Source organism: uncultured Marixanthomonas sp. (genome assembly GCF_963974425.1).
GTDB lineage: Bacteria > Bacteroidota > Bacteroidia > Flavobacteriales > Flavobacteriaceae > Marixanthomonas.
On record NZ_CAXBCK010000016.1, the window covers coordinates 49673 to 75934 of the forward strand.

A 26262-nucleotide genomic window follows, 5' to 3' on the forward strand; every position below is an offset into this window, starting at 1 on the left:
GTTTAAACTAAGATTCTATAATTTCTTCGGAAGGTTTTATGGGTGGCGTTACTTTTCCGAAGAGCTTTTCGCTCCAATTGGTCCATTTGTATTTCCAAGCCATGATACCTATAAAAACCGGGTACATAACCAAGACAGGAACTAAAATATCAAATCCTGCCGTGGGGTTTGAAATATCTTTTAAAATAGAATTGGTCTGGAATACCGTCCAATCTGCTGTTACCAACAAAGCAGCGATTAAATTATTACCGGCGTGAAAACCAAGGGCGAGTTCCATTCCTTCGTCCATTAAGGTTATAAATCCTAAAAAGAAACCAGTACCAATGTAATAAACCATAATAATATTACCCAATTTATCAACCTCTGGATTAAAAAAGTGAAGTCCGCCGAAAACTACTGATGTAATAATCAATGGCAACCATCTGTTCTTTGCCATCACACCGATACCTTGCATTAAATACCCACGAAATAGGTATTCCTCAAAACTGGTTTGCAAGGGAATCATAAGAATTGCAATAACCGCTAAAATTAAGAATGGTACCGCTTCAAATTGAACTACGTAATCATCGGGGTTTCCGTAATAATCAATTACCGTTAAAACAATTGTTGTGATAGCTATTAATAAAAATGAAAACCAAATACGCCCCCAATCTACTTTCTTTCTGCTTGTTGTTGCAGCAACTAAAGGCTGTTTATGAAGATATTTTACTACCACCACTACAGCAATTAATCCAAATACAAAACTTAAAAGCATTAAAAACAGTGTCAAATTAGAGTCTAAAACCGTCATTAAAGTAGCCGGATCGTCTAAGGAAGTAATATCTCCCCCTTCTTGCATTAATTTGAACGCGGTAATTAAAGCAAAAGGAATTGCTCCTAATTGAGAGACTAAAAAAATTACAATAGCGCCAACCACATAGCGCCAAGAATCGTGTAAGTAGTTAAAAGCTTGCTTTATAAACATTAAATTTCCGTTTTATTTTTATTTGTTTAGTAAGGACAGGTCCCACTGTTCGTTAGTATCATATTGTATGCTTCCGTTACATACTTTTAGGGGTGAATCTATATTATTGGTGTATAAACTACCTGTTCCTAAACCTTGTGGCAAGGTAACTTTTTTTGTAAAAGTATATTGCGAAATAGCGTTTAAACCTACATTGCTTTCTAAAGCTGAAGTTATCCACCAATCTGCCCCCATTTGTTCGGCCAAATCAATCCAAGTGTCACTGCCTTGAAAGCCTCCAATTAAACTTGGTTTTAAAATAATGTATTGTGGTTGTATGGTTTGTAAGAGCTTCTTTTTTCCTTCGGAAGAAAACACGCCTATTAACTCTTCATCCAACGCAATAGGAAGTAGTGTTTCTTCACACAATCGTGCCATTTCTTGCCATTGCCCTTGTTTAATGGGCTGCTCAATAGAATGTAAATTTAACTCTGAAAGAATTTTTAGTTTTTCCAATGCTTCAGCTGTTGCAAAAGCGCCGTTGGCGTCTACCCTTAACTCTATTTCGGAAGCAGAAAATTCTTGTCTGATGCTTTTCAACAGTTCAATTTCAGTATCGAAATCGATTGCGCCGATTTTCATTTTTATACATCGAAACCCTTCTTTCAGTTTTTCTGAAATTTGCTCTTTCATAAAACTTTTATCGCCCATCCAGATAAGTCCATTTATTGGAATAGCTTTGAAGCCTTTTGAAAATTCCGAAGGGAAAATTTGAAAAGGATCTTTTGCCCGAAACGATTTAAAAGCAGTCTCCACCCCTATTTGAATGGATGGAAATTCGGTTAAATTATCATACAAATAATCTTTTCCTTTTTCAATATTATCACAAACCCACCTCAGCTTATCTTTATAGTCAGGGCGGTCGTCAATACTTAAGCTTCGTAGAATTCCGCATTCGCCTACACCCCATTTTCCCTTTTCTTCAAGAATTAAAAACCAGGTTTCTTTAGTACGCAAAACGCCCCGGGAAGTTCCGCTGGGACGTTTAAAATTGAGAGTGTGTTTTTTGTAGCTTGCCCTCATCTATAACTCTATCGATTCGCCAACGTCTAACAACATCAAATCTTTATCTGCATCGTAAAATTTCTTTTTGGCTTCTTCGTGATCAATTTCTATATAGCCAAACGTATCATAATGTACACCCAATACTTTGTCACATTCTATAAAATCGCACGCGATAATTGCATCGTCTACGCCCATTGTAAAGTTATCGCCAATAGGTAAAATAGCAAGATCCAACTTGGTTTGCATTGGGATCAGTTTCATGTCCATAGTCAGCGCTGTATCGCCTGCAATGTAAATGTTTTTGTGTTCGCCTTCAATTATAAATCCGCCCGGTTGTCCGCCATAGCTACCATCTGGAAATGAACTGGTATGAATAGCATTTACATATTTTACATATCCAAAATCGAATTGCCAACCTCCGCCGTGATTCATGGGATGAACATCAAAGCCTTTTTCTTCATAATGATTGGCAATTTCAAAATTACTAACGATAGTCGCACCTGTATTTTTAGCAATAGCTTCCGCATCGAGAATGTGATCTTGATGTGCGTGTGTTAGTAAAATGTAATCCGCTTTTAACTTGTTGATATCAACTTTATCTTTTGAAAGGTCATTTCCTGTAATAAAAGGATCTATAATTAAATGTTTTCCGCCAACTTCAATGGCAAGACTGTTTTGACCGTAGAATGTAATTTTCATGGGTGTTGGTTTTTTCTTTAAATATACTAAGCACAGTAAAGAAAACCGTTAAAGTTTTTCAAAAAAAAAGCTATAAGCTCACTGTAATTAAAAAAAGTATAGAAAATAAGAACGTACTTAAGGCTACTTTCTTCAATTCTGGGTCTAATAACGGTGGTGAATCGTTTTTATACACCTTGACCACATTTAAAAATAAGGGTATAAATGCCACTAACGGGATGAACTCCAATATCGTTTCTGCTTTCAGTAAAAAATACAGTGATGCAACAATAAAACTTCCTATTATTAAGAAAGTATGATAATGCTTTACTTTCACGGCACCTAAAACCACTGCTAGCGTATTTTTATTTACTTTGGCATCAGACAGGCGATCTCGCATATTGTTTAGATTTAAAACTGCTACGCTTAACAATCCTATTACTATTGCTGGCATAGCTACTAAATCTCCCAAACTTTTGCTGTATAAAAAGTAACAGCCCATTACTCCTAATAAACCAAAGAATAGAAATACAAACAGGTCTCCCATCGCTCTATAACCATATGCTTTTTTACCAACCGTATAGGTAACAGCAGCTATAATAGCAGCAATACCCAGGTTAAAAAAAATAAAAGAAAGCAAAAAGTTTTCATTACCAAAAGCACTAAAGATTAGCATAGTAGCAATTAAAAGTGTTAATGCTCCAGTAACTATCATCCCTATTTTTAAGTCTTTCGCTTTTAAAATCCCGCTTTGCATCGCTCGCATAGGGCCAACTCTGTCTTCATTATCGGTACCTTTTACGCCATCGCCATAATCATTCGCGAAATTAGATAGTATTTGAAACCCCAATGTTGTTATAATTGCGAGAATACAAATAGTAAGGTTAAAATTTTCTTCGGAAATAGCCACAGCACTCGCTGTAAGAATTCCTGAAATGGACAATGGAAGCGTTCTAAGTCGGGCTGCAGAAGCCCAGGCACGTAATTTTGTCATGCAATCAATGGTTTTAATGCTGCAAAAATACAGTTAAATAAAAAAACCACCTCTAAAAATAGAGGTGGCTTTTCACTCAAATAGTAAACTTAAAACTACTCTACAATAAGTTTTTGTGAAATACCTTCTTCGTTTTTCACTATATACGTCCCGCTTGATAAGCTTGATGTATTAATAGAAGCCACATTAATCGCTTCAACAACTAAACGTCCGCTTATATCAAAAATGCTATAACTTCCTGGTTTGCTAACAAATACTTGATCATTAGCTGGATTGGGGTATAATACAAACGCCGCTCCTGAAGTAACTCCAAACTCCGGTGTTGAAAGTATCACATTATCTAACGTATACATACTTAGCGTAGCACTTACTTCATTTGAAACAATAAGCATTGCTTTTCCGTTAGGGCTTTCCTCAGCAGTTACATAAGCAATCCCTTCTGGACCTAAATCGCCTGCTTCATCTCCACCTTCCACAGCATCTCTACTGTTTACATATTGTAAGAATACTGGATTAGCTGGATCTGTAATATTGTAAACCATAACACCACCTATACGCTCTAATAAGATAAAAGCATAAAATTCATCATTGATTTCTTGAACCAATACACCTTCTGGCTCAGGACCTTTATTATCACTTCGGTTTTTCAGGTTGTTGTTACTATTACTTGCATTAAAAATAGCTCCGTAAACAGGATCGGCTGCTGTAATAACTTCAAAATCGTTACCACTATCGAAAACTAGGTTTCCTGTTTCCGCTTCAAAAATACTGAAGGAACGACCACCGAAAATGTGAATCTCTTCAAACAACCCATCACCATTAGCATCTCCAGAACCATTTGTTACGGCTATTTGAGACAGATTTGAGTCTAATTCTAAAATGTCAATATTACTGAAGACTGCAGGGTCTAGCGTATAATCGCTATCTCCAATTTTTCGTTCTTCTTCGAACGTATCATACTCACGAGCATCACCTTCGTTTGCTGTAACGATGTAACTTGTCCCGTTCACTTCGTAAAAGGAAATAGCATCTGGCATATACATCCCTTTTACTGGCCACGAAGCATTGAAGATAAAATCTGTTTCATCTGAAAGGTCCAATGAATTTTCAGGAAGACTATGATCTTTTAATCCGAAAGAAATAACATCTGTAATTTCCATAGCTACAAGATCTACAATTGCGTAAGCGTTGTTTTCCTGAAGCGTTACATATGCTTTTTGAGAATTAGCCGAAACAGCTATATATTCAGGCTCCAAATCTTGTGAAACGGAAGCTCCCGGACCAAAAACACGAACACCAGCATCAATTAAATCTGCTTCGGAAGCATCGAAAGCATTAAAGTTAAGCGTAGTTACACTTGCTTGTGTAATGGAAGCTAAACCTCCGCTTACATCAATTACTGAAATGGTCCCTTCAGGATCGATTGAATAATCATCACTTGGCTGACCTTCGTTTGCTGATAATAATAGGTTTCCATCGGGTGAGAATGTAATCATATCAGGTAAAACACCAACCTCAACAGCTACTGGGTTATTTCCATCAAGATCTGAAAATAAAACCAAACCATTGTCTGTTACAGGATCTACTGAAACAGCAGCTGCTACGATACCATTTTTAGTAGCCACACTCTGTACACTTACTCCGCCAAAATCTGATACATTTACAGTAGCTAACGGCTGAATATTTTCAGGATTTGAAAAATCTACTACTTCAATTGAAGCTGAATTGGTTACATATAATCGTTGTGTACTAGCATCGTAAGCAGTGATTTCGGCAGTGCCATCTGCATCTACCAAATAACTAGCGAGGTAATTAACGTCTAATACAGAAGCATCCGTTTCTGGAACCACGGTATCATTATCTAAAATATATACTGAGTGAACGTCATTCCCCGAAACAATTGCATTGATCGCATTCTCTAATTCAATTACAAAAAACACATCGCTGTTATCATCTGTATTGTCTAGAATAGGAATTGTTATGGTTTGAGCAGCATCACTTCCAACAGGGAAAGTTACTGTTTCGGAAGCAGTAAAGGTAAAGTCGGTTCCTTCAACTGCTGTTCCGCCTCCATTCAATATTACATCTACGGTAGCTTCAATAGCTACAGCTTCTGAAGGGGTTACTGTGATTGTTACTTCTGTTGCATCTTCAGAAACTGAATTATATGCTTCATCAAAAGCTATAACAGTCTGTGAAACAGCTAAACCATCACCTGGGGAAGCAATATTAGGTACATCATTAGCGTCACCACCTTGAGCAATAGTTTCTACAGCGCCGTTTGCGTTACCAACTACACTAAAAGCAACTAGTTCAACATCGTATGACTGACCGTCATTAGCATCAGTATCTGGGTATGTAGCATTATCAATTGGCGAAGTGCTCGCAGGATCGCCTGCCCATAGTGTTACAGCATCCCCACCAGCACCTAAACCGGCACCGTCTGTGTACCCTACTTGAACACCTGTTAAATCTATTACGGGATTCCAAACATCTGTAAACGCGGTAACATCTGCCGTATTATCTGTAATTAAAACAATTACTTTAGCACCTGGCTGAATTTCAGTAATTCCTTGAATGATATCGGCATCGGTTGGTTCAGCGGACTCATCATCGTAATACAAATCTTCACTTACGCCCGCTTCCCAAGCTACTGTTCCGTTATTTGTAATTTCGAACCAATCTGCTGTTAAATCGGTTCCACTTTGTCCTGAAAAGATTTCAGTAATGGTAAGTTCGAATGATGCTAAAGAAGCACCATCACCTGGGGAAGCAATATTAGGTACATCATTAGCGTCACCACCTTGAGCAATAGTTTCGACAGCTCCATTTGCATTACCAACTACACTAAAAGCAGCTAGTTCAATATCGTACGACTGACCATCATTAGCATCGGTATCTGGGTATGAAGCACTATCAATTGCCGATGTGCTCGCAGGATCGCCTAACCATAAAGTAACAGCATCTCCGCCGCCACCTAAACCGGCACCGTCGGTATACCCTACTTGAACACCTGTTAAATCTATTACGGGGCTCCAAACATCTGTAAATGTGGTAACATCTGCCATGTTACCTGTAATTAAAACAATCACTTTAGCACCTGGCTGAATTTCAGTAATTCCTTGAATGATATCGGCATCGGCCGGTTCAGCAGATTCATCATCGTAATATAAATCTTCACTTACGCCCGCTTCCCAAGCTACTGTTCCATTATTTGTGATTTCGAACCAATCTGCTGTTAAATCGGTTCCGCTTTGTCCAGAAAAGATTTCAGTAATGGTAAGTTCCAACGGATTTGCAGCAGGTTCTCCTTCAAACTTGATATTATCAAGGTAAAGCGCTTCAGAAGAAGAATTGGTGCGTACTTCAACAACTAATTTTGCTGTAATGTTATCAGGTACTGAAATGCTTTCAGTTATCCAAGCACCTTCAATGCTTAAATCATTAATATCAGTTCCTTCCGTATTAAGGATATCGACCTCAGTACTATTTGTTTCATCTATAACGTAAATACGAATGCGATCATTGCTACTTTCGTTTACAGTACCGTCACCTTCATAACCGGTTTCGTTTACAAAATAATCAACCGATATAGTATTGTTTGTATAACCTGTAAAGTCTACAGCGTCAAATTCAACAATCATGTTTCCATCCGTATCAGACATTTGATAACCTTGAATTCCGTCGGTGTAGTTTGTTACATCGCCCGTAAAATCGGTTACACCTACAAAATCACCATCTGTTAATCCGCTACTTGGCGTATCATAAGGTTCATATTTGGCATCGAAACCTATTTCAGTAGCTACTTGTGTAAAGTCTACCGGTGCCTCATCTGTATTATTTATAAGGTCGTGTGCAACCGAAGCGTCTCCCGTATCGGTATATTGACTACCAATAGCAGGCTCTTCAAAGCTTGTTTCTGCAATGGTTTCAATTTGTGAAAATGCAACAGCACTCATGAAGAAAGCTGCAAAAAAAGTAATTTTTTTCATTATATCAATTTGGTTTTAATTTGAAGCTAAAGTAGCAGGAGTATGTATTAGCAGTCTTAGCTAAAATTTAAATTAGTGTAAAGAATTTTACAATATGATAGCAGATGAGAGAGATATATTAATTTTAGGTAAAAAAAAAGTTAGGGTGATAGTTATAAATTAAATTTCTATTTTTATAGCTATTAACTACTCTAACCCCATATTATGAATTCTACCTATCATTTTGGCTTACTTTTTTTACGTTTAACATTTTCAGGGATGATGCTTACACACGGTATCCCGAAGTTACTGAACCTTATTCAAGGTGATATTCAGTTTGGCGATCCTATTGGGTTAGGACCTACCGTTTCTTTAATTTTAACTGTAATTGGCGAAGCTATTTGCCCTTTACTTATTATTCTAGGGTTAAAAACACGAATTGCAGCTATTCCTACCATAATTACTATGGCAGTTGCTGCTTTTATTGTTCATGGAAGTGACCCGCTTGGCACTAAAGAGATGGCTTTGCTTTACTTATTTGGTTTTACGGCAATCGCATTGTTAGGTTCGGGACGGTTTTCGTTGGATAGAAAGTAATTGATAAAGACAAGATAGTTAATTGAAAATTTTGACTAACATTTCTTTTAATAAGCCGCCTTGTTCAATATTGGCGGCGCCAACACCTTTGCTTTTCATATCCACCTCACGAATGCTACTAATTATAGCACTTACTTTTTTCATGGGATAGTTGCGAGCTGCAAGTTGGTAATCTTTAATAAAATAAGGACTCACTCCTAATGCTCTTGCAGCTTGGTTTTTATCACTCAATGCATGGTATTTTAGCAGCTTTGAAAAGAATGAATACATGAGTGCCACCGTCATAACCATTGGATTATTTTTCGGGTTTTGCCCAAAATATTGAACTATGGAATATGCCTTTTTAATATCGCGTGCACCAATGGCGTTTTGTAGTTCGAAGTTATTAAAGTCTTTGCTTATCCCAATGTTACGTTCAATAAGTTGTGGGGTTATTTGCTCACCAGGCTGTATAATGAGTTGCAGTTTTTGCAGTTCGTTGTTTACCTTGCTTAGATCATTACCCAAAAACTCTGTAAGCATTTGCGCGGCTTTAGGCGTAATAGTATACCCTTTTCCCGCTAAAACTCGCTTAATCCAATCGGGAACTTGATTTTCATACAGTTTTTTACTTTCAAAAAGAACACCGGTTTTTTTAATTTCCTTGGCTAGCTTTTTTCTAGCATCTAGTTTTTTATACTTGTAGCAAAGCACCAATACCGTGGTGGGTTGTGGATCTTTAACATAAGCTACCAGATTCTCAATGGTTCGGGAAAGGTCTTGTGCCTCTTTTACAATCACCACTTGCCTTTCGGCCATCATGGGGTATCGTTTGGCATTACTCACAATCTCGTCAATAGTAACATCACGACCGTACAGAACCATTTGGTTAAACCCTTTTTCTTCTTCTGAAAGAATTTTATCCTCAATATAATTTGCAATGCCATCAATATAATAGGGTTCTTCACCCATTAAAAAATAAACGGGTTTTATGTTTCCGCTTTTTATATCGTTTATAATGGTTTTGGCTTTATCTAAGGGCATGCTTAAACGTGAGGCTTTTGATTTATAATTTATTTGAAAAAACGCTTCGGGCAAATTTTGAACCTACTAAAGGAAACTGTTACTTTGCTATATGCATCAGTTAAACTTTCCAAAATATCAGTTTCGTTTCAAAAGTAGCGAAAACAAAACATTGATCTTTGACGAAATTAGGAAAAAATTTATAATCCTCACTCCTGAAGAATGGGTTCGGCAACATGTAGTTCGGTTTTTGATTTCAGAAAAAAAGTATTCAAAATCTTTAATTAATGTTGAAAAGCAACTTAAGGTTAAGGATACGATAAAAAGATATGATGTTGTAGTCTATAATCGAGACGGAAGTATCTTTTTAATTGTAGAGTGTAAAGCGCCTTCTATTTCTATAACACAACAAACTTTTGATCAAATTGCACGATACAACTTGGTCGCTAACGCTACGTATTTAATGGTCACAAATGGATTAGAACATTACTATTGCCAAATGGATTATGAAAATGAAAAGTATATTTTTTTAAGAGATCTTCCTGTTAAGTAGGAGACAAGAATCAATCTTTATTCTTTAATTTCATTTGATATAAATGAAACCCCTTTGCCCAGAAGTTCTTTTCAACATTTTCTAATATAAAACCCATTTTTTCATAGAACTGATACACAAGTTGGCTCGTTCTCACTTCGATTATTTTTACTTTTTGATTCCCTTTCAAGTGATTAATGCGATGTTGTAGTAACTTCTTACCTATTCCTTTTCCTTGTGAATTAGGATTAATTATATCCCACGAAATTCGGGCAATTTTTTCTGTAGTAAGGTAATTAATTCCGCCAGAGCCAATTATTATATTATCTTCTTCAACTACAAAATAATCTTCTATTTCGTGCTCAAGATAATAATCTAAATCTTTTTCTTCAGAAGCATCAAAAAATTCAGGAATGTTTAATTGTAAAAGCTCTAATACTTTTGTTTTATCCTTATATGAATATGCTCTAATCATTTTTCTAAATGATCTTTAATTAGCCACATCACTTATAAATTTAATTCGGTAAAGGCGTAATTCTTCTTCATCATAATCACCATCAAACTCTTCCATGGCTTCGTCTATCTTATCGCTTTCAGCTTCTAGAAAATATTCGTGTACTTCTTCTTGCTGATCTTCATCTAAAATATCTTCAAGCCAATAATCGATATTCAGTTTAGTACCACTGTAAACTATCGCTTCCATTTCTTTAATGAATTCATTCATATCCAATCCCTTTCCGTTCGCAATAGTATCTAAAGGAAGTTTTTTATCTACATTTTGAATAATATATAGTTTTAAGGCACTATTAGTTCCTGTAGACTTTACCACAAAATCATCGGGACGTAGAATGTCATTTTCTTCAACATATCGCTCAATTAAAGCGATAAAACTTTTACCAAATTTTTTCGCCTTGCTTTCCCCTACTCCATGAACATTGGACAACTCATCCATGGTAATAGGATATTTTAACGCCATGTCTTCTAGCGAAGGATCTTGAAAAATAACAAATGGTGGCAAATCCTTTTTATCTGCCACTTTTTTACGTTCAGCTTTTAATAATCTAAACAAATTTTTATCTGCTGAATCTCCTGCTTTTTGATTGGTAACAATAGCATCATCATTAGCTTCTTTAAAGCTGTGGTCTTCTGTCATCATAAAGCTAGAAGGAGATTGCATAAAATCTCTTCCTTTGTCGGTTAACTTAACTACACCATAGGTTTCTATATCTTTTCGTATATATCTAGCTACTAATAACTGACGTAAAAGAGCCATCCAGTAAGAAGGTTCTTTTTCTTTTCCTGCACCGAAAAAAGGTTGTGTATCTGTTCGGTGCGATTTAATCATCGCATTGGCTTTACCCGCCAGCACATTTACTACTTCTTTTGCTTTATACTGTTGTTTGGTTTTTTCTACAATACTTAATAATAAGGACACGTCTTCTTTAGCTTCGTGCTTCTTTTTAGGGTAGCGCATATTATCATCCATATCACCACCTTCTCCAGTTTTATTGTCAAACTTTTCACCAAAATAATGAAGAATGAATTTTCTACGAGAAATAGATGATTCAGCAAATGCTACAACTTCTTGTAAGAGGGCATGACCAATTTCCTGTTCGGCAACTGGCTTTCCACTCATAAATTTTTCAAGTTTTTCAATGTCTTTATAACTGTAAAAAGCCAAGCAATGTCCTTCTCCTCCATCACGACCTGCTCTACCGGTTTCTTGATAATAACTTTCAATGCTTTTAGGAATATCGTTATGTATTACAAATCGCACATCGGGTTTATCTATACCCATACCAAAAGCGATGGTAGCCACCACAATATCGGTGTCTTCCTTTAAAAACATATCTTGATGTTTCACTCTCTTTTTAGCATCTAAACCTGCGTGGTACGGTACAGCTTTTAGACCGTTTACCTGTAGAGTTTGGGCAAGTTCTTCTACCCGTTTTCGGCTAAGACAATAAATAATTCCGCTTTTGCCTTCGTTCTTTTTAACAAAACGAATTATATCTGCATCTACACTTTTCGTTTTCGGCCTTATTTCATAATACAGGTTAGGTCTATTAAAAGAAGCTTTAAACGTATTGGCATCTTGAATGCTTAAGTTTTTTAAAATATCTTCTTGTACTTTCGGGGTTGCCGTTGCCGTCAGTCCTATTATGGGAATATTATCCCCTATGCGCTCAATAATTTTTCGTAAATTTCTGTATTCAGGTCTAAAATCGTGTCCCCATTCGCTTATACAATGCGCTTCATCAATCGCCATAAAAGAAATAGTCTGCGATTGTAAAAAGTTAACGTATTCATCTTTTGTAAGCGACTCCGGGGCTACATAAAGTAATTTTGTAATACCGTTTTCGATATCACTTTTTACTTTTCTTACCTCGGTTTTATTTAATGAAGAATTTAGTACGTGGGCAATTCCTTCTTCAGAAGAAAGAGAACGTAGAGCATCCACTTGATTTTTCATCAATGCTATTAAAGGAGAAACTACAATGGCAGTTCCTTCTTGAATTAATGCGGGGAGTTGATAACAAAGAGATTTCCCTCCTCCTGTTGGCATAATAACAAAGGTATTATTACCACCAAGAATACTTTTAACTACTTCTTCTTGAAGTCCTTTAAAAGCACTGAATCCAAAATGTTGTTTGAGTGCTGCGTATAATTCGGTATCGGTCACGCTGCTATATAAATTTTAATTATTAATATAAAAAGGAAGTAAAATTAAATTGCCATAACACAGGAACAATTGTAATTTTGCAACCAACAATGTAAAACGTATCTTTAAACAGAAGTTTAAGCCAGTTAGTGCATTTTGCATTTTCAATATACTAATTTCTGAAACAGTTTCAAACATTCAAAAGCTTAAAATTTGAACAAAGAACAACAAATTATTTCTGTAGCAAAAAAAACTATAGAGACTGAAAGTGAAGCTATTGCAAATTTAGCACCTTTAGTTGATGCTGAATTTGCTGCTGCAGTAGACTATATATTTAACTCTCAAGGTAGGGTTATTATTACAGGAATAGGCAAAAGTGCAAATATTGCCACTAAAATAGTTGCCACTTTAAACTCTACTGGAACGCCTGCCATATTTATGCATGCTGCAGATGCTATTCACGGCGATTTAGGGACTATACTTAAAAACGATACTGTTATCTGTATTTCTAAAAGTGGGAATACACCTGAGATAAAAGTGCTCGTTCCGCTAATTAAAGCAAGTGATAACAAACTCATAGCCATAACCTCTAATAAAGATTCCTTTTTAGGTAAAAAAGCAGACTATGTAATGCACGCTTATGTTGAAAAAGAAGCTTGCCCTAACAATCTTGCTCCTACTACAAGTACCACGGCACAATTAGTAATTGGTGATGCTTTAGCAATGGCATTATTAGATTTACGTGGCTTTTCTAGTAAAGATTTTGCAAAATTCCACCCAGGAGGAGCTTTAGGAAAAAAATTATACTTGCGGGTAAGCGATCTTACTTCGTTGAATGAAAAACCACAAGTACACCCTGACACAGAACTTAAAGACGTTATTGTTGAAATTTCAGAAAAAATGCTTGGGGTCGCTGCTGTTATTGAAAACGGAACTATTATCGGAATTATCACTGACGGCGATTTACGTAGGATGTTAAGCAAAATGGACAACCTAAAAGGGATAACAGCAAAAGATATTATGACCAAAAATCCGAAGAAAATTGAAAACGATGCAATGGCCGTTGAGGCTATTAAAACGATGGACGATTTTGGTATTACGCAGTTATTAGCCGAAAAAAATGGGAAGTATGCGGGTATTGTTCACATTCACAACCTTACTAAAGAAGGCATTATTTAATGGCAAAACAACTTGAAAACCCAAACTCTGGAATGGAAATGTCCTTCTTGGACCACCTGGAAGAACTTCGCTGGCATTTAATACGCTCAACTGTTGCCGTAGTCATCGTTGCTACACTAGCCTTTATTGCTAAAGACTTTATCTTTGATGTCTTATTATTTGGCCCGAAAAGTGCAAATTTCCCTACCTATAAATTACTGTGTAAAGCTGCTCAATTTATAGGCATGGACAGTTTCTGTTTTGATGAATTACCATTTCGTATTCAAAGTAGAACAATGTCTGGGCAGTTCTCAGCCCATATCTGGACTTCCATTACCGCAGGAATTATTGTAGCTTTCCCTTACATTGTCTATGAATTCTGGAAGTTTATTAGTCCAGGACTTATGCCTAATGAACGAAAAAATAGTAGAGGATTCATCTTTATAGCTTCCTTTTTGTTTTTTATTGGTGTTTTATTTGGGTATTACGTTATAACGCCACTTTCAATTAACTTTCTAGGAAGTTATCGAGTAAGCGAAGAAGTTTTTAATGATTTCGATTTAAGTAGTTATATTTCATTGGTGCGCGCCTCTGTGTTAGCAAGCGGACTAATTTTTCAACTACCTATTGTTATTTACTTTTTAACCAAAGTAGGGTTAGTAACCCCCGAAATACTTCGGAAATATAGAAAATTTGCATTAGTAATTGTATTAATCATTTCCGCAGTGATAACGCCGCCAGATATTGCCAGTCAAGTTATAGTTGCAGTTCCTGTGGTTATTTTATATGAAATAAGTATTTACATATCAAAAGCGGTACTCCGTAAACAAGCAAAAGAAGCTAAGAAAAATGGAAAATAATATTGTAGAAGAATTCAATGCATATCGGTCAAAAATGAACGACGCGATATTACAAGATAACAATAAGATTATCAAACGTATTTTTAACCTGGACACCAATGCTTTTTCTGAAGGAGCATTACCTAAAAAAACCAAAGAGCTAATTGGTTTGGGCAATTCTATGGTATTACGATGTGATGATTGCGTGCGGTATCACTTGGAAGCCTGCTATAAGCTTGATGTTTCAAAAGAAGAAGTTGTAGAGGCCTTAAGTGTATCATTACTTATTGGTGGTACTATTGTAATTCCACACTTACGAAGAGCGTATGAATATTGGGACGCTTTAGAAAATGCATCAAAATAACCAATCCATTTTCAGAAAAACAGCTTAAAAGGTTGGCACAGCTATCAATAGTTAACAAAACAATAAGATAACCAGCCTTTTAAAAGCCTTGTCAAATCGCTATATTTGCAATTCTGAAAATGTAAGATTAACCTCCAAAAACCGAACAATCGCAATGACAAAAGCTGCAAAAATTATATATACAAAAACGGACGAAGCTCCTTATTTAGCTACACATTCCTTACTACCTATTATTGAAGCCTATACCGCTCCTTCAGACATTAAAATTGAAATGCGCGATATATCGCTAGCTGGTAGAATTTTAGCTCAGTTTTCCGATTATTTAGAGGAAGACCAACGTGTAAACGATGCATTGGCTGAACTGGGCGAACTTGCTAAACAACCAGAAGCTAATATTATTAAGCTTCCTAACATCAGTGCTTCCGTTCCGCAGTTAAACGCAGCTATTTCCGAATTACAATCTAAAGGCTACAACTTACCCGATTACCCAGACGAAGCTAAAACCGAGGAAGATAAAAAAGTGCAATCTCTTTACAATAAAGTAAAAGGTAGTGCTGTAAATCCAGTACTACGGGAAGGAAACAGTGACCGTAGAGCGCCAAAAGCAGTAAAAAATTACGCTAAGAAAAATCCACATCGAATGGGTAAATGGAGCAGCGACTCTAAAAGCCATGTGGCGACTATGAGTCAGGGCGATTTTTTCCATAATGAAAAATCGGTTACTATTGATACTGAAGGCAGTGTTAACATTGTACATACCGATACGAATGGAAAGGAAACGACTTTAAAAACTTCCATTCCTGTATTAAAAGGTGAAGTAATCGACGGCACATATATGAGTAAAAAAGCGTTGTTGTCCTTTTTAGAGGAACAAGTAAAAGACGCTAAAGAAAAAAACGTCTTGTTTTCATTACATATGAAAGCAACAATGATGAAGGTTAGCGACCCTATTATTTTTGGACACGCAGTACGCGTTTATTTTGCTGAATTGTTTGACAAATATGGCGATACCTTTAAAGAATTAGGCGTTGACGTTAAAAATGGTTTTGGCGATTTATTAAGTGAAATAGGAAATCTTCCTGAAGCAAAACGCAATGAAATTTTAAAACACATTGACCGTATTATGGATGAGAATCCAGATATGGCCATGGTAGACAGCGACAAAGGTATTACCAACCTACACGTACCAAGTGATGTTATTATCGATGCTTCTATGCCAGCGATGATTCGTACTTCGGGGCAAATGTGGGATAAAAATGGAGATACTAAAGATACCAAAGCAATTATTCCGGATAGCAGTTATGCACCTTTATACCAAGCGACCATCGATTTCTGTAAAAAACACGGCGCCTTCGATCCTACCACAATGGGAACGGTAAACAATGTTGGGTTAATGGCTCAAAAGGCCGAAGAATATGGTTCGCACGATAAAACGTTTGAAATTTCTTCAGAAGGAAAAGTAAGCATCGTAGATACAAACGGAAATACTCTAATGGAACATACCGTTTCTGAAGGTGATATTTGGAGAATGTGTCAAGTTAAAGATTTACCTGTTCAAGACTGGGTAAAATTAGCTGTGAGCAGAGCTCGTGCAACTGGATGGCCTGCAATTTTCTGGTTAGATGAAGATAGAGCTCACGATGCCGAATTAATTAAGAAAGTAAACCAATACCTCCCAGAGCATAATACTGAAGGGTTAGATATAAAAATTCTTTCTACTGAAAAAGCAACCGAATATACGTTAGAACGTGTAAAAGCCGGTGAAAATACAATCTCAGTTACTGGAAACGTGTTGCGTGATTATCTAACCGACCTTTTCCCAATTTTAGAATTAGGTACGAGTGCAAAAATGCTTTCTATTGTTCCGTTAATGAACGGTGGAGGATTGTTTGAGACTGGCGCTGGTGGTTCTGCTCCAAAGCATATTCAACAGTTTATAGAAGAAGGACACCTTCGCTGGGATTCTTTAGGTGAGTTTTTGGCCCTAGCAGTTTCATTAGATCATTTAGGTGATACATACAACAATAAAAAAGCAAAAGTACTAGCCGAAGCTTTAGATGAAGCTACTGAAATGTACTTAGACAATAAAAAGTCGCCTTCTAGAAAGGTGAATGAATTAGATAATCGTGGCAGTCACTTTTATCTAGCGATGTACTGGGCACAACAATTGGCAAATCAAGATAAAGACGACGTACTTAAAAATCGCTTTACTCCTATTGCCAAAAAACTTTCTGAAAACGAAGAAAAGATAGTGAGTGAATTAAATGCGGCTCAAGGCAGCCCAGTTGATATAAATGGCTATTATAAACCAAATGGAGATAGGGTTTTCGAAGAAATGCGCGCCAGCAAAACGCTGAACAGCATTCTTTCGGAAATTAAATAATCCGTTTTAAAAAAAAGAGTCTTCAAAATAAATTGAAGGCTCTTTTTTTTTTCATCAATCATAAACTCATCATTAAACTTGAAAAAATTATTTTTATTCTACTTTTTTCTTGCCACCATTTCTTTGTTTGCTCAAGAAAAGTTCACTCTCAGCGGAACAGTTTCTGCAGTGGAAAGTGGTGAAACGCTTATTGGAGTAAATATTCTTATTCCTTCTCAACAAACAGGAACCACAACTAATGAATATGGATATTATTCAATAACATTACCTGAAGGGGAATATGAAATCTATTACAGTAGCCTTGGTTTTGCCACTCAACAAAAGACGATATCGCTTTCAGAAAATATTCAAAACAATATTTTTTTAGAAAACAACACCGAATCACTAGATGAAGTTTTGATAAAATCGGATGTAGAAGCATTAAATATCCGAAAGCCTGAAATGAGTATCAATAGGCTTTCAGCTAGTACCATTAAAAAAATTCCGGTGGTTTTAGGTGAGAAAGATGTTATTAAATCTATAAAATTACTTCCTGGAGTTACGGGAGCTGGCGAAGGTTCTAGCGGATTCAACGTGCGTGGCGGAGCGGCCGATCAAAACCTTATTTTGTTAGATGAAGCTACGCTTTACAACAGCGATCATTTATTTGGTTTCTTTTCGGTTTTCAATCCTGATGCCATAAAAGACCTTACACTCTACAAAGGGGGCATTCCGGCGCGATATGGCGGACGCGTTTCTTCGGTATTAGATATTTATCAAAAAGATGGAAGTAAACGTAAATTTGGTGCGACTGGCGGTATTGGTCTAGTAGCGAGTCGTTTGTTGTTAGAAGGTCCTATAAAAAAAGATACCGCTTCCTTTTTAGTCGGCGGTCGTAGCAGCTATGCCCATCTTTTTCTACCCTTGTTTGATAATGAAAACGTGGCGTATTTCTACGATTTAAACACAAAAATTAGTTATAACCTGAATGAAAACAATAAACTATTTCTGTCAGGGTATTTTGGGAGAGATGTTTTTGATATTGCTGATAGCTTTTCCAATAGCTTCGGAAATACAACTTTAAACCTACGATGGAATCATCTTTTTTCTGAAAAATTATTCTCTAACCTCTCACTAATCTATTCCGATTATTATTACGGCTTAGAACTGAGTTTCGTAGAATTTGATTTTGACAGCGGTATTCGAAATTTCAATCTGAAATACGATTTCACACATTTTCTTTCAAATAACATCGAATTGCGCTACGGTTTGAATAGCATTTACTACAAATTCAATCCTGGAGATATAAAACCCACTACCGAAAGTTCAGGGATTAACCCTTTTAAATTGACAGATAAATACGCTTTTGAAAATGCTGTCTACGCAGAAGCCGAAATAGAACTGACCGATAAACTTGCTATACAAGCCGGTTTACGACTTTCAACATTTAATAGATTGGGGCAAGATGAATTAAATATCTATGCAAACGATAATCCAGTTGCCTACGATGAGAATTTAGATATCTATCAAAAAGCAACGCCTATTGATACGGTTTCTTTTAGTAGAAGTGAGACTATAAAGAGCTTTGCCAATTTAGAACCGCGCTTTTCCGTTGCGTATCAATTAAATGAAACATCTTCTATAAAAGCTAGTTATAACAGGACGGCGCAGTATATTCATTTAATAAGCAACACCACTGCTCCTACCCCTTTTGATATTTACGCCCCAAGCGGAAAATACATAGAACCACAATTGGCTGATCAAGTAGCTGTAGGTTATTTTAAAAAGTTCAACAACTATTCATTTGAAATTGAAAGCTTCTACAAAACCATTGACAATCGGTTGGATTATGTAGACGGTGCCGATTTGATTGCCAACAATGCAGTAGAACAAATTTTGCTAAGTGGTGAAGCAAGAGCGTATGGATTGGAAGCTTTATTTAGAAAAAATGAAGGGAAATTACAGGGATGGATTGCATACACATTATCAAAAAGTGAACAACGCACACCCGGAAGAACACCTGCAGAAATTGGTATTAACAACGGCCAATGGTATAATTCTCCTTGGGATAAAACCCACGATATTTCTATAACCGCTCAATACGAGTTATCTAACAAATGGTCTTTTGGGGCTAATTTTATCTTTCAAACAGGGCAACCTACTACCTTTCCAAACGGGCAGTATGAATTTAATGATTTAACAATACCAGTTTATGAAGCTAGAAATAGCAGTCGTTTAAGTAGTTTTCATCATTTAGATCTCTCGGCAACATGGAAACCGAAGCCTAACTCCCAAAAAAGATGGAAAGGCGAATGGGTTTTTAGTATTTATAATGTGTACAATAGAATGAACGCTGCTTCTATTTCGTTTAGTGAAAACACTGATATTGGTCGTAATGAAGCAGTCCGTTTGTCCATTTTTGGCATTATTCCCGCTGTAACGTATAATTTTAAATTTTAGGTGATGAAGAAATTTTTAATAGGTATTATTTGCTTCGGAATGTTCGCTTCGTGTGAAGAAGTCGTCGATGTAGATTTAAACGAAGGAAAGCCGAAGCTGGTTATTGATGCTGAAATTACCAAAAACATCCAGAATGGTTCTTCAGTCGCACGGGTTAAATTAAGCACGACCATTCCTTTTTTCGACAATGAAATTAATACTGTAAATGATGCAACGGTGACCATCACAGATGAAAACGGAACTGTTTATACTATTGAAAACACATCGGAGGGGTTATATGAGTATCAAGATTTTAATCCGCAACCGAATACTGACTACACACTTGAAGTAGTTTATAATGATGAAGTGTATTCCGCTACAGAACAATTGCAAACGGTTGTTCCTTTAGAATTTGTAGAACAACAAAATGATGGTGGCTTTGATGGGGAAAGTATTGAACTAAAAGCATTTTTTACCGATCCTGCTAACATAGAAAATTATTACTTTTTTGAAGGTCTCTCTCAAAGAGGAGACGTGTATGATGTCTTTGATGATGAGTTTTTTGATGGAAATCCCATTTTTGGTTTTTATGTGGTTGACGATTTAGAAACTGGAGACGAAGTAACTTTTTACTTACACGGGGCAAATGAGCAATTCTATAACTTTATGTTTATTTTACTGCAACAAGGAAGTGATAGTAGCAGCGGTCCTTTTGAAACCCAACCCGCTACCGTTCGTGGTAATCTTGTAAATGAAACAAACCCTGATAATTTCCCATTGGGCTATTTTCGTATTTCTGAAACATCTATTTTAAATTATACAGTGCAATAAAAAACATTAGTTCTCTTAAGTATTGTAAATTTGCAGTATGGCTTTTAAAAAAACAACCGAAGCAGATTCTCATTACAATCATTTAGAAAAAATGAGTGTTTCTGAACTACTACATAACATAAATAAAGAAGATAAAACAGTCCCATTAGCGGTTGAAAAAGCACTTCCAGAAATAACCATGCTAACTGAAATTGTTCCAGAAAAACTTAAAAACGGAGGGCGTCTTTTTTATATAGGCGCTGGTACTAGCGGACGATTAGGAATAGTAGACGCAAGCGAATGCCCACCTACTTTTGGAGTCCCCCACGGAATGGTAATTGGGTTGATTGCCGGAGGTGACAAAGCCATTCGAGATGCAGTGGAATTTGCCGAAGATTCTGAAAACCAAGGTTGGGACGACCTTAAAAGTCACGATATTTCAGAAAAAGATGTGGTGATTGGTATTGCGGCTTCAGGCACCACTCCATACGTTATTGGGGCATTGCAAAAGTGTAACGAAAATAATATTGCCACTGGTTGCATTACCTGTAATGAAGGAAGTCCATTAGCCAATACAGCTAAATTTCCGGTAGTAGTAACCGTTGGACCTGAATTTGTAACCGGAAGTTCTCGCATGAAAGCTGGAACGGCTCAAAAATTAGTATTGAACATGATTTCCACCGCTGCGATGGTTCAATTAGGCCGTGTAAAAGGCAATAAAATGGTCGATATGCAATTGAGCAATAATAAATTAGTTGATCGCGGTACTAGAATGATTATGAGCGAATTGAATATTTCTTCAGAAGAAGCTTCAAAACTATTACAACAACACGGAAATGTACGTAAGGCAGTAAACAGTTACAAAAATTGAAAGACACCAACCAAAAATACACCGACAAACAGTTTCTCGTTAAAGGCCTAAAACGATTGGCCATTGCATTACCACTATTGGTCTTAACTACCTATCTTTTTACGTTTGCGTTTTTAAATAAAGAGACAATCCCATTATACTATCTTTTACCCCTTGCTATTCTTGGTATGGCCGCCACCATCTACCTTCTTTTTAACGGAATAAAGTGGATGCTTAAGGCTCTTTTCGGTGAAAAAAAATAATAGAGCGTATTTTCTTCAGTAGCTAAACAAAACTGAAAAGCTTCCATTTCGTATGTTATAAAAATACTTTTATACCTTTATATATCAATTAGGTATGAAAAGTATTCTCACATATACATATATTCTTAGCTTTGTATTGGCTCTATTTTGTGCAAAAGAAACTTTATCGCAACAAAATGAGGTGGTCCAAAAGCAAGTTTCTTTTCGTGAATTGACCGTAAAACAAGGCTTATCGCAAAACAGTGTCGTGAGTATTGCTCAAGATAGCACCGGATTTATGTGGTTTGCTACGCAAGACGGGCTTAATAAGTACAACGGTAAAAAGTTTACACATTACGATAGACAGTTTGAAGATATTACAAGGCCAACCTTTAGTAAACTTGGTAAAATTTATGTGGACAAAGAAGGAAAGCTATGGATTGTTTCCAATACAGGAGTTTTGGAAGTTTACCATGAAGAAGAAGACTCGTTTAAGGTTGCTTTAGATATTAAAAGTGCAAGTGTATTTTTTCAGGATAGTAAAAAAGAATATTATTTAGGCACCTACGGAAATGGGTTCTATAAAATTAATCCAACTACAAAAGACACGATACAACTTCTTAAAAAAGAGGATCTTTCGCTTAACAGCTATGATATTATAGAATGGCAAGGAACCATTCTTGCTTCTACTTCAAAAGGGCTGTTACAAATTAAAGATGGTAATTATGGTTTTCTTGAAAATGAATTATTTCAAAATACAACTCTCAGTGCCCTATCAAAATATGAAGAAACTACATTATTTACTGGAAGCTATGGGAAAGGCCTATTTATCAAAAAAGCAAAGGAAAAAGCATTTTCACACTTCTCTGGGTTTGAGAATTATCCCTTTCCGATAGACTTAAACATTCAAGATTTATTATTAGATAACCAACAACGCCTTTGGGTAGCAACTTATGGAAATGGTGCTTATTTAATAGATTTTGAAAAGAAATACATTCAAAATTTTACCGCAAATAAAACCGACCCTTATGCACTTCATTACAATGATGTGCTATGCCTCTATAAAGATTTTACCCAAACTGTTTGGCTGGGTACAGACGGAGCAGGTTTAAGTTTTTATGATGAAAATTTGGTTAAGTTCAATGTACTTACCAACAACCAAACTCCTCCTAATATTCACGTGGATGTAATTCGTTCGATTGTTGTAAGTGACAATACAATATGGATGGGTACATCAGGAAAAGGTTTGACCAAAGCATCTTTATCCGGTAAAAAGTTTAAAACCTTTACACAAGAGAACTCAAATTTAGCGGGCGATAGGGTTATGAGTCTTTATATGGACAACGGTAATCTTTTAATTGGACATCAAAATAACGGGTTACAAACCTTATATGAAGATGATACAATTACAAGCTGTAAAGGCACTGAAAATCTTACCATTTGGAAAATACTGAAACGCGATAAAACCACCTTCTGGCTTTGCACCCGAAATCAAGGTCTTGTTGTTTATGATAAAACAGAAGGAGTTGTAAAAAAATTTGATGTAACCAATTCAAGTTTACAGACCAACAATATTCGTACTGTCGCGCAAGGTGACAACAACACACTTTGGATTGGTACAGAAAACGATGGATTGTACAGGTTGAATATTTCAAAAGACTCCATTACCAAAATTAAATCGATCCCAGATAACATTAAATGTTTGTACTATTCCAAAAACTTGCTTTGGGTAGGCACTAATGGAAACGGCCTGAAATTGTACAACATAGCCGAAAAAAACATTCAAACGTATACCAAAAAAGATGGGCTCCCTAACAATGTGGTCTATGGTATTTTACCAGATGGTCAAAACAATCTTTGGCTGAGCACCAATCAAGGGTTAACAAAAATAAGTACCGATGCAAATTACCGGTCCACGATTGAAAACTACAGTAATTATGATGGATTACAAGCTTTAGAATATAATACAGGAGCCTATTTTAAAGATGAAAAAGGCACGCTTTATTTTGGCGGATTGGAAGGCATTAATTGGTTTCAACCCAGTCAATTAACTTTTAACCCCAAAAAGCCAAAAACTGTTATTACTGGTTTAGAGGTTTTTAATGAGGAAAAAAAAATGGTTCCTAACCAGAAACTACCTTATAATAAAAACACCTTAACCTTTAACTTTTCTTCGTTGCATTACTCGCAACCCGAACGCAATCAATATAAATACAAACTTGTTAATAACGACAAAGACTGGATTGCTTCTGGCAATAACAATACAGCTCATTATACCAACTTACCACCAGAAGATTATACCTTTCAGGTAATATCCAGTAATTACGATGGAGTTTGGAATAACACGCCTGCCTCCTATTCTTTCACTATTTTAAAACCATGGTATGCTTCTACAATGGCTATTATTATCTATATAATTTGTGTTTTGCTTCTAATGTATGGACTCTATGCTTATTTAAAATGGAGATGGAACGTTAAAAATCAATTAAGACTTGAACACGAAGAAACCGAACGACTTAAAAAACTGGACGAGTTTAAAACAAAACTATACACCAATATTTCGCACGAAATACGGACGCCGTTAACCTTAATTTCTGGGCCGGTGGAAAACCAATTGAAAAAACAAAAATTAAGACCAGAGGATAAAAAAGATCTCGATTTAATACAACAAAACTCAAACCGGTTAATGCGCTTGGTAAACCAAATGTTAGATTTATCGTTGATCGATTCAGGCGAAGTAAAATTAACCGTTAAAAAAGCAAACCTTTCAATTCTTTTACATCAAATAACAGCAGCATTTCAATATACAGCAAGAAGTAAAGAAAAAAGTATAGAAAATAATATTCAAGAAATAAAAGAAGCTTGGTTTGATACTGATGTAATAGAAAAAACGGTATCCAACCTTTTGTCTAATGCCGTAAAGTATGCTCCTACTAATACGAATATTCAATTTAAAGCTTTTGAAAAGGAAGGGAATGTATCGCTTTCAGTAAGTAATGTGAAAAGTGATTCTAAAAAAACGGATTTAAAACAGCTGTTTGAACGCTTCCATCAAAATGACTCATCTTCAGAAGGGATGGGAGTTGGACTTGCACTTGTAAAAGAGTTAGTTGTTCTACATAGAGGCACTATATCGGCTTCTGAAAATGATGTTAATGAAATAACTTTTTGCGTTACCTTACCCATAACCAAAGATGCTTTTATGGAAAGTGAAATCTACAAAAAAGATAAAAACAGTACTGAAACCAAAGCAACTCAGTGTAAAACACTTAAAAAAGACACTCCTACTTATTCTGTATTGGTCGTTGAAGACAACCTTGAAATTCAAGATTATATCGCTTCTAACCTCAATGAGGCTTATACAGTATTCACTGCGGAAAATGGCAAAAAAGGAATTAACAAAGCAAAAAAAGAACTCCCACACTTAATTATCAGCGATATAATGATGCCCTTAACCAATGGAATAGAACTGTGTAATACGCTAAAAAGTGATGAGCTGACAAGCCACATCCCTATCATCCTGTTAACGGCAAAAGTTGGTGAAGAAAATGAAATTGAAGGTTTTAAAACCGGGGCTGATGCCTACATCACAAAACCCTTCAGTATTAAAAAACTACGTGTACGAGTTAAAAAACTGATTGAAAGCAGGCAAAAACTGAAAGAACATTTCGGTAAAACGTTTGAACTAAACCCAGAGCTTGCCATTACCTCTACCGAAACAAACTTTCTAAACCGTATGCAGGAGGTACTGGACAAACACATTACAAACCCTGAACTTACTAGTGAAGAGTTTTCAAGGCTCATGCACATGAGCCGTACCCAACTGCACCGCAAACTGACCTCCATTGTTGGTATGAATACAACGACGTTTATTAGATTACAACGTTTGAAGTTGGCAGGCGCTTTACTTAAAGAAGCCGATAGCAGTACTTCGGAAATTGCTTATCAAGTAGGCTTTAACTCTCCATCATACTTTACCCGTTGCTTTAAGGAAGTATATGGTTGTACCCCGACTGAATATATGCTTAAACAGACATAAGCAAAAAATGTTATTGTTTTTGCAACATTTGTAATAGCTTCTGAAACATATCTTAATAAATTAAGGCAAAGCATTTTATAGCTTTATACCAGTACTATAAAATGTCAAGATATGAAGCTACGTATAATACTTTTCCTAACGCTTTACGGAAGCAATTCCTGTAATCAGCAAGAAACATTTACCGAAATTAAACTCGAGTACGCTTCAGCGATGTGTCAAGGATATTGCGATTACTCCTTTATTGTAAATAAAAAGATCAAGGAAATTATTAAAACACCTGGAAAAGCTAATACCCAGTCCTGAACTAAAAGATAAAAAAGACACCATCAATCTCACAACAGAAGATTGGCAACAGATAAGACAAGCATTTCTATTGGACTCCATAAGAGCCTTACCCAAAATAAACGGATGTCCCGGTTGCGATGATGGTGCTATAGGTTCTTTACAGGTAATTTCTGAAAAAGATACAATTTCAATAAAATTTGAAGGGCCTAATCCCCCAAAAAGTATTACCCCAATGGTTAGGTTAATTACTAAAGAAACATTTAGAGATTAATTAGAATCATTTTTGTTGTAGACTTGAACAAAGAATCTATGGTCAAATGAAGAAACAATATTTATTAGGGGACAAAATTATTAGTCTCTATGTTTAATTCTTAGGCATAAAAAAAGCCCCTCATCAAATGATGAGGGGCTTTATAAGAAGGCGGCGACC

At 36.1% G+C, this 26262-nt stretch carries 21 protein-coding genes; 13 read left to right on the plus strand and 8 right to left on the minus strand.

The genetic code is table 11. The features are described 5' to 3' along the window. Positions 1 to 7 precede the first annotated feature (7 nt). From AACZ92_RS06320 to AACZ92_RS06340, 5 genes are all read right to left on the minus strand, one after another. Positions 8 to 964, minus strand: coding sequence for a CPBP family intramembrane glutamic endopeptidase (locus AACZ92_RS06320; RefSeq protein WP_339698537.1), 957 nt, complete (start codon positions 962 to 964; stop codon positions 8 to 10). 18 nt (positions 965 to 982) lie between these two features. Further along, positions 983 to 2026 (minus strand): o-succinylbenzoate synthase, encoded by a 1044-nt coding sequence (locus AACZ92_RS06325; RefSeq protein ID WP_339698540.1) that lies wholly within the window; start codon positions 2024 to 2026, stop codon positions 983 to 985. Beyond that, positions 2027 to 2707, minus strand: coding sequence for a metal-dependent hydrolase (locus tag AACZ92_RS06330; RefSeq protein WP_339698543.1), 681 nt, complete (start codon positions 2705 to 2707; stop codon positions 2027 to 2029). A gap of 70 nt (positions 2708 to 2777) precedes the next feature. Continuing rightward, positions 2778 to 3680 (minus strand): 1,4-dihydroxy-2-naphthoate octaprenyltransferase, encoded by a 903-nt coding sequence (menA, locus tag AACZ92_RS06335; protein ID WP_339698546.1) that lies wholly within the window; start codon positions 3678 to 3680, stop codon positions 2778 to 2780. Between the two features lie 95 nt (positions 3681 to 3775). Continuing rightward, the gene (locus AACZ92_RS06340) at positions 3776 to 7672 is read right to left on the minus strand and encodes a choice-of-anchor I family protein (protein WP_339698549.1); all 3897 of its coding nucleotides are present in this window, start codon (positions 7670 to 7672) and stop codon (positions 3776 to 3778) included. A gap of 204 nt (positions 7673 to 7876) precedes the next feature. Here AACZ92_RS06340 and AACZ92_RS06345 point away from each other — a divergent pair, with 204 nt between their 5' ends. Continuing rightward, positions 7877 to 8248: a DoxX family protein gene (locus tag AACZ92_RS06345; RefSeq protein ID WP_339698552.1), complete on the plus strand. Its 372-nt coding sequence runs from the start codon at positions 7877 to 7879 to the stop codon at positions 8246 to 8248. A gap of 18 nt (positions 8249 to 8266) precedes the next feature. Here the strand turns inward: AACZ92_RS06345 and holA are convergent, their stop codons facing one another. Continuing rightward, positions 8267 to 9271, minus strand: a complete 1005-nt coding sequence (gene holA, locus AACZ92_RS06350; RefSeq protein WP_339698555.1) for a DNA polymerase III subunit delta — start codon at positions 9269 to 9271, stop codon at positions 8267 to 8269. A gap of 91 nt (positions 9272 to 9362) precedes the next feature. Here holA and AACZ92_RS06355 point away from each other — a divergent pair, with 91 nt between their 5' ends. Next, on the plus strand, positions 9363 to 9803 hold the full coding sequence (locus tag AACZ92_RS06355; RefSeq protein WP_339698558.1) for a type I restriction enzyme HsdR N-terminal domain-containing protein: 441 nt from the start codon (positions 9363 to 9365) through the stop codon (positions 9801 to 9803). 10 nt (positions 9804 to 9813) lie between these two features. On the opposite strand, the gene AACZ92_RS06360 is transcribed toward AACZ92_RS06355, so the two are convergent. Together AACZ92_RS06360 and recQ are read right to left on the minus strand one after the other, a co-directional pair. Next, positions 9814 to 10257 (minus strand): GNAT family N-acetyltransferase, encoded by a 444-nt coding sequence (locus AACZ92_RS06360; protein ID WP_339698561.1) that lies wholly within the window; start codon positions 10255 to 10257, stop codon positions 9814 to 9816. A gap of 15 nt (positions 10258 to 10272) precedes the next feature. Next, the gene (recQ, locus tag AACZ92_RS06365; protein WP_339698565.1) at positions 10273 to 12465 is read right to left on the minus strand and encodes a DNA helicase RecQ; all 2193 of its coding nucleotides are present in this window, start codon (positions 12463 to 12465) and stop codon (positions 10273 to 10275) included. Positions 12466 to 12657: 192 nt separating this feature from the next. Here recQ and AACZ92_RS06370 point away from each other — a divergent pair, with 192 nt between their 5' ends. The 11 genes from AACZ92_RS06370 to AACZ92_RS06420 all read left to right on the plus strand — a co-directional run bounded on the left by AACZ92_RS06370 (position 12658) and on the right by AACZ92_RS06420 (position 26103). Then, positions 12658 to 13623, plus strand: coding sequence for a KpsF/GutQ family sugar-phosphate isomerase (locus AACZ92_RS06370; protein WP_339698568.1), 966 nt, complete (start codon positions 12658 to 12660; stop codon positions 13621 to 13623). Continuing rightward, complete coding sequence (gene tatC, locus AACZ92_RS06375) at positions 13623 to 14462, plus strand: twin-arginine translocase subunit TatC (RefSeq protein WP_339698571.1); 840 nt, start codon at positions 13623 to 13625, stop codon at positions 14460 to 14462. The genes AACZ92_RS06370 and tatC overlap by 1 nt, the downstream gene beginning before the upstream one ends. Continuing rightward, positions 14452 to 14805, plus strand: a complete 354-nt coding sequence (locus AACZ92_RS06380) for a carboxymuconolactone decarboxylase family protein (protein ID WP_339698574.1) — start codon at positions 14452 to 14454, stop codon at positions 14803 to 14805. Before tatC ends, AACZ92_RS06380 begins: the two co-directional genes overlap by 11 nt. Positions 14806 to 14959: 154 nt before the next feature. Further along, positions 14960 to 17188, plus strand: a complete 2229-nt coding sequence (locus AACZ92_RS06385; protein WP_339698577.1) for an NADP-dependent isocitrate dehydrogenase — start codon at positions 14960 to 14962, stop codon at positions 17186 to 17188. Between the two features lie 78 nt (positions 17189 to 17266). Next, positions 17267 to 19627 (plus strand): TonB-dependent receptor, encoded by a 2361-nt coding sequence (locus AACZ92_RS06390; RefSeq protein WP_339698580.1) that lies wholly within the window; start codon positions 17267 to 17269, stop codon positions 19625 to 19627. 3 nt (positions 19628 to 19630) lie between these two features. After that, positions 19631 to 20437, plus strand: coding sequence for a DUF4249 domain-containing protein (locus AACZ92_RS06395; RefSeq protein ID WP_339698583.1), 807 nt, complete (start codon positions 19631 to 19633; stop codon positions 20435 to 20437). A gap of 37 nt (positions 20438 to 20474) precedes the next feature. Beyond that, positions 20475 to 21287: an N-acetylmuramic acid 6-phosphate etherase gene (murQ, locus tag AACZ92_RS06400; RefSeq protein ID WP_339698586.1), complete on the plus strand. Its 813-nt coding sequence runs from the start codon at positions 20475 to 20477 to the stop codon at positions 21285 to 21287. Further along, complete coding sequence (locus AACZ92_RS06405; RefSeq protein ID WP_339698589.1) at positions 21284 to 21529, plus strand: DUF6095 family protein; 246 nt, start codon at positions 21284 to 21286, stop codon at positions 21527 to 21529. The genes murQ and AACZ92_RS06405 overlap by 4 nt, the downstream gene beginning before the upstream one ends. A gap of 94 nt (positions 21530 to 21623) precedes the next feature. Then, positions 21624 to 25547: a two-component regulator propeller domain-containing protein gene (locus AACZ92_RS06410; protein ID WP_339698592.1), complete on the plus strand. Its 3924-nt coding sequence runs from the start codon at positions 21624 to 21626 to the stop codon at positions 25545 to 25547. A gap of 111 nt (positions 25548 to 25658) precedes the next feature. Then, positions 25659 to 25850, plus strand: a complete 192-nt coding sequence (locus AACZ92_RS06415) for a hypothetical protein (protein ID WP_339698595.1) — start codon at positions 25659 to 25661, stop codon at positions 25848 to 25850. Between the two features lie 70 nt (positions 25851 to 25920). Then, positions 25921 to 26103: a hypothetical protein gene (locus AACZ92_RS06420; protein WP_339698598.1), complete on the plus strand. Its 183-nt coding sequence runs from the start codon at positions 25921 to 25923 to the stop codon at positions 26101 to 26103. Positions 26104 to 26262: the final 159 nt, after the last annotated feature.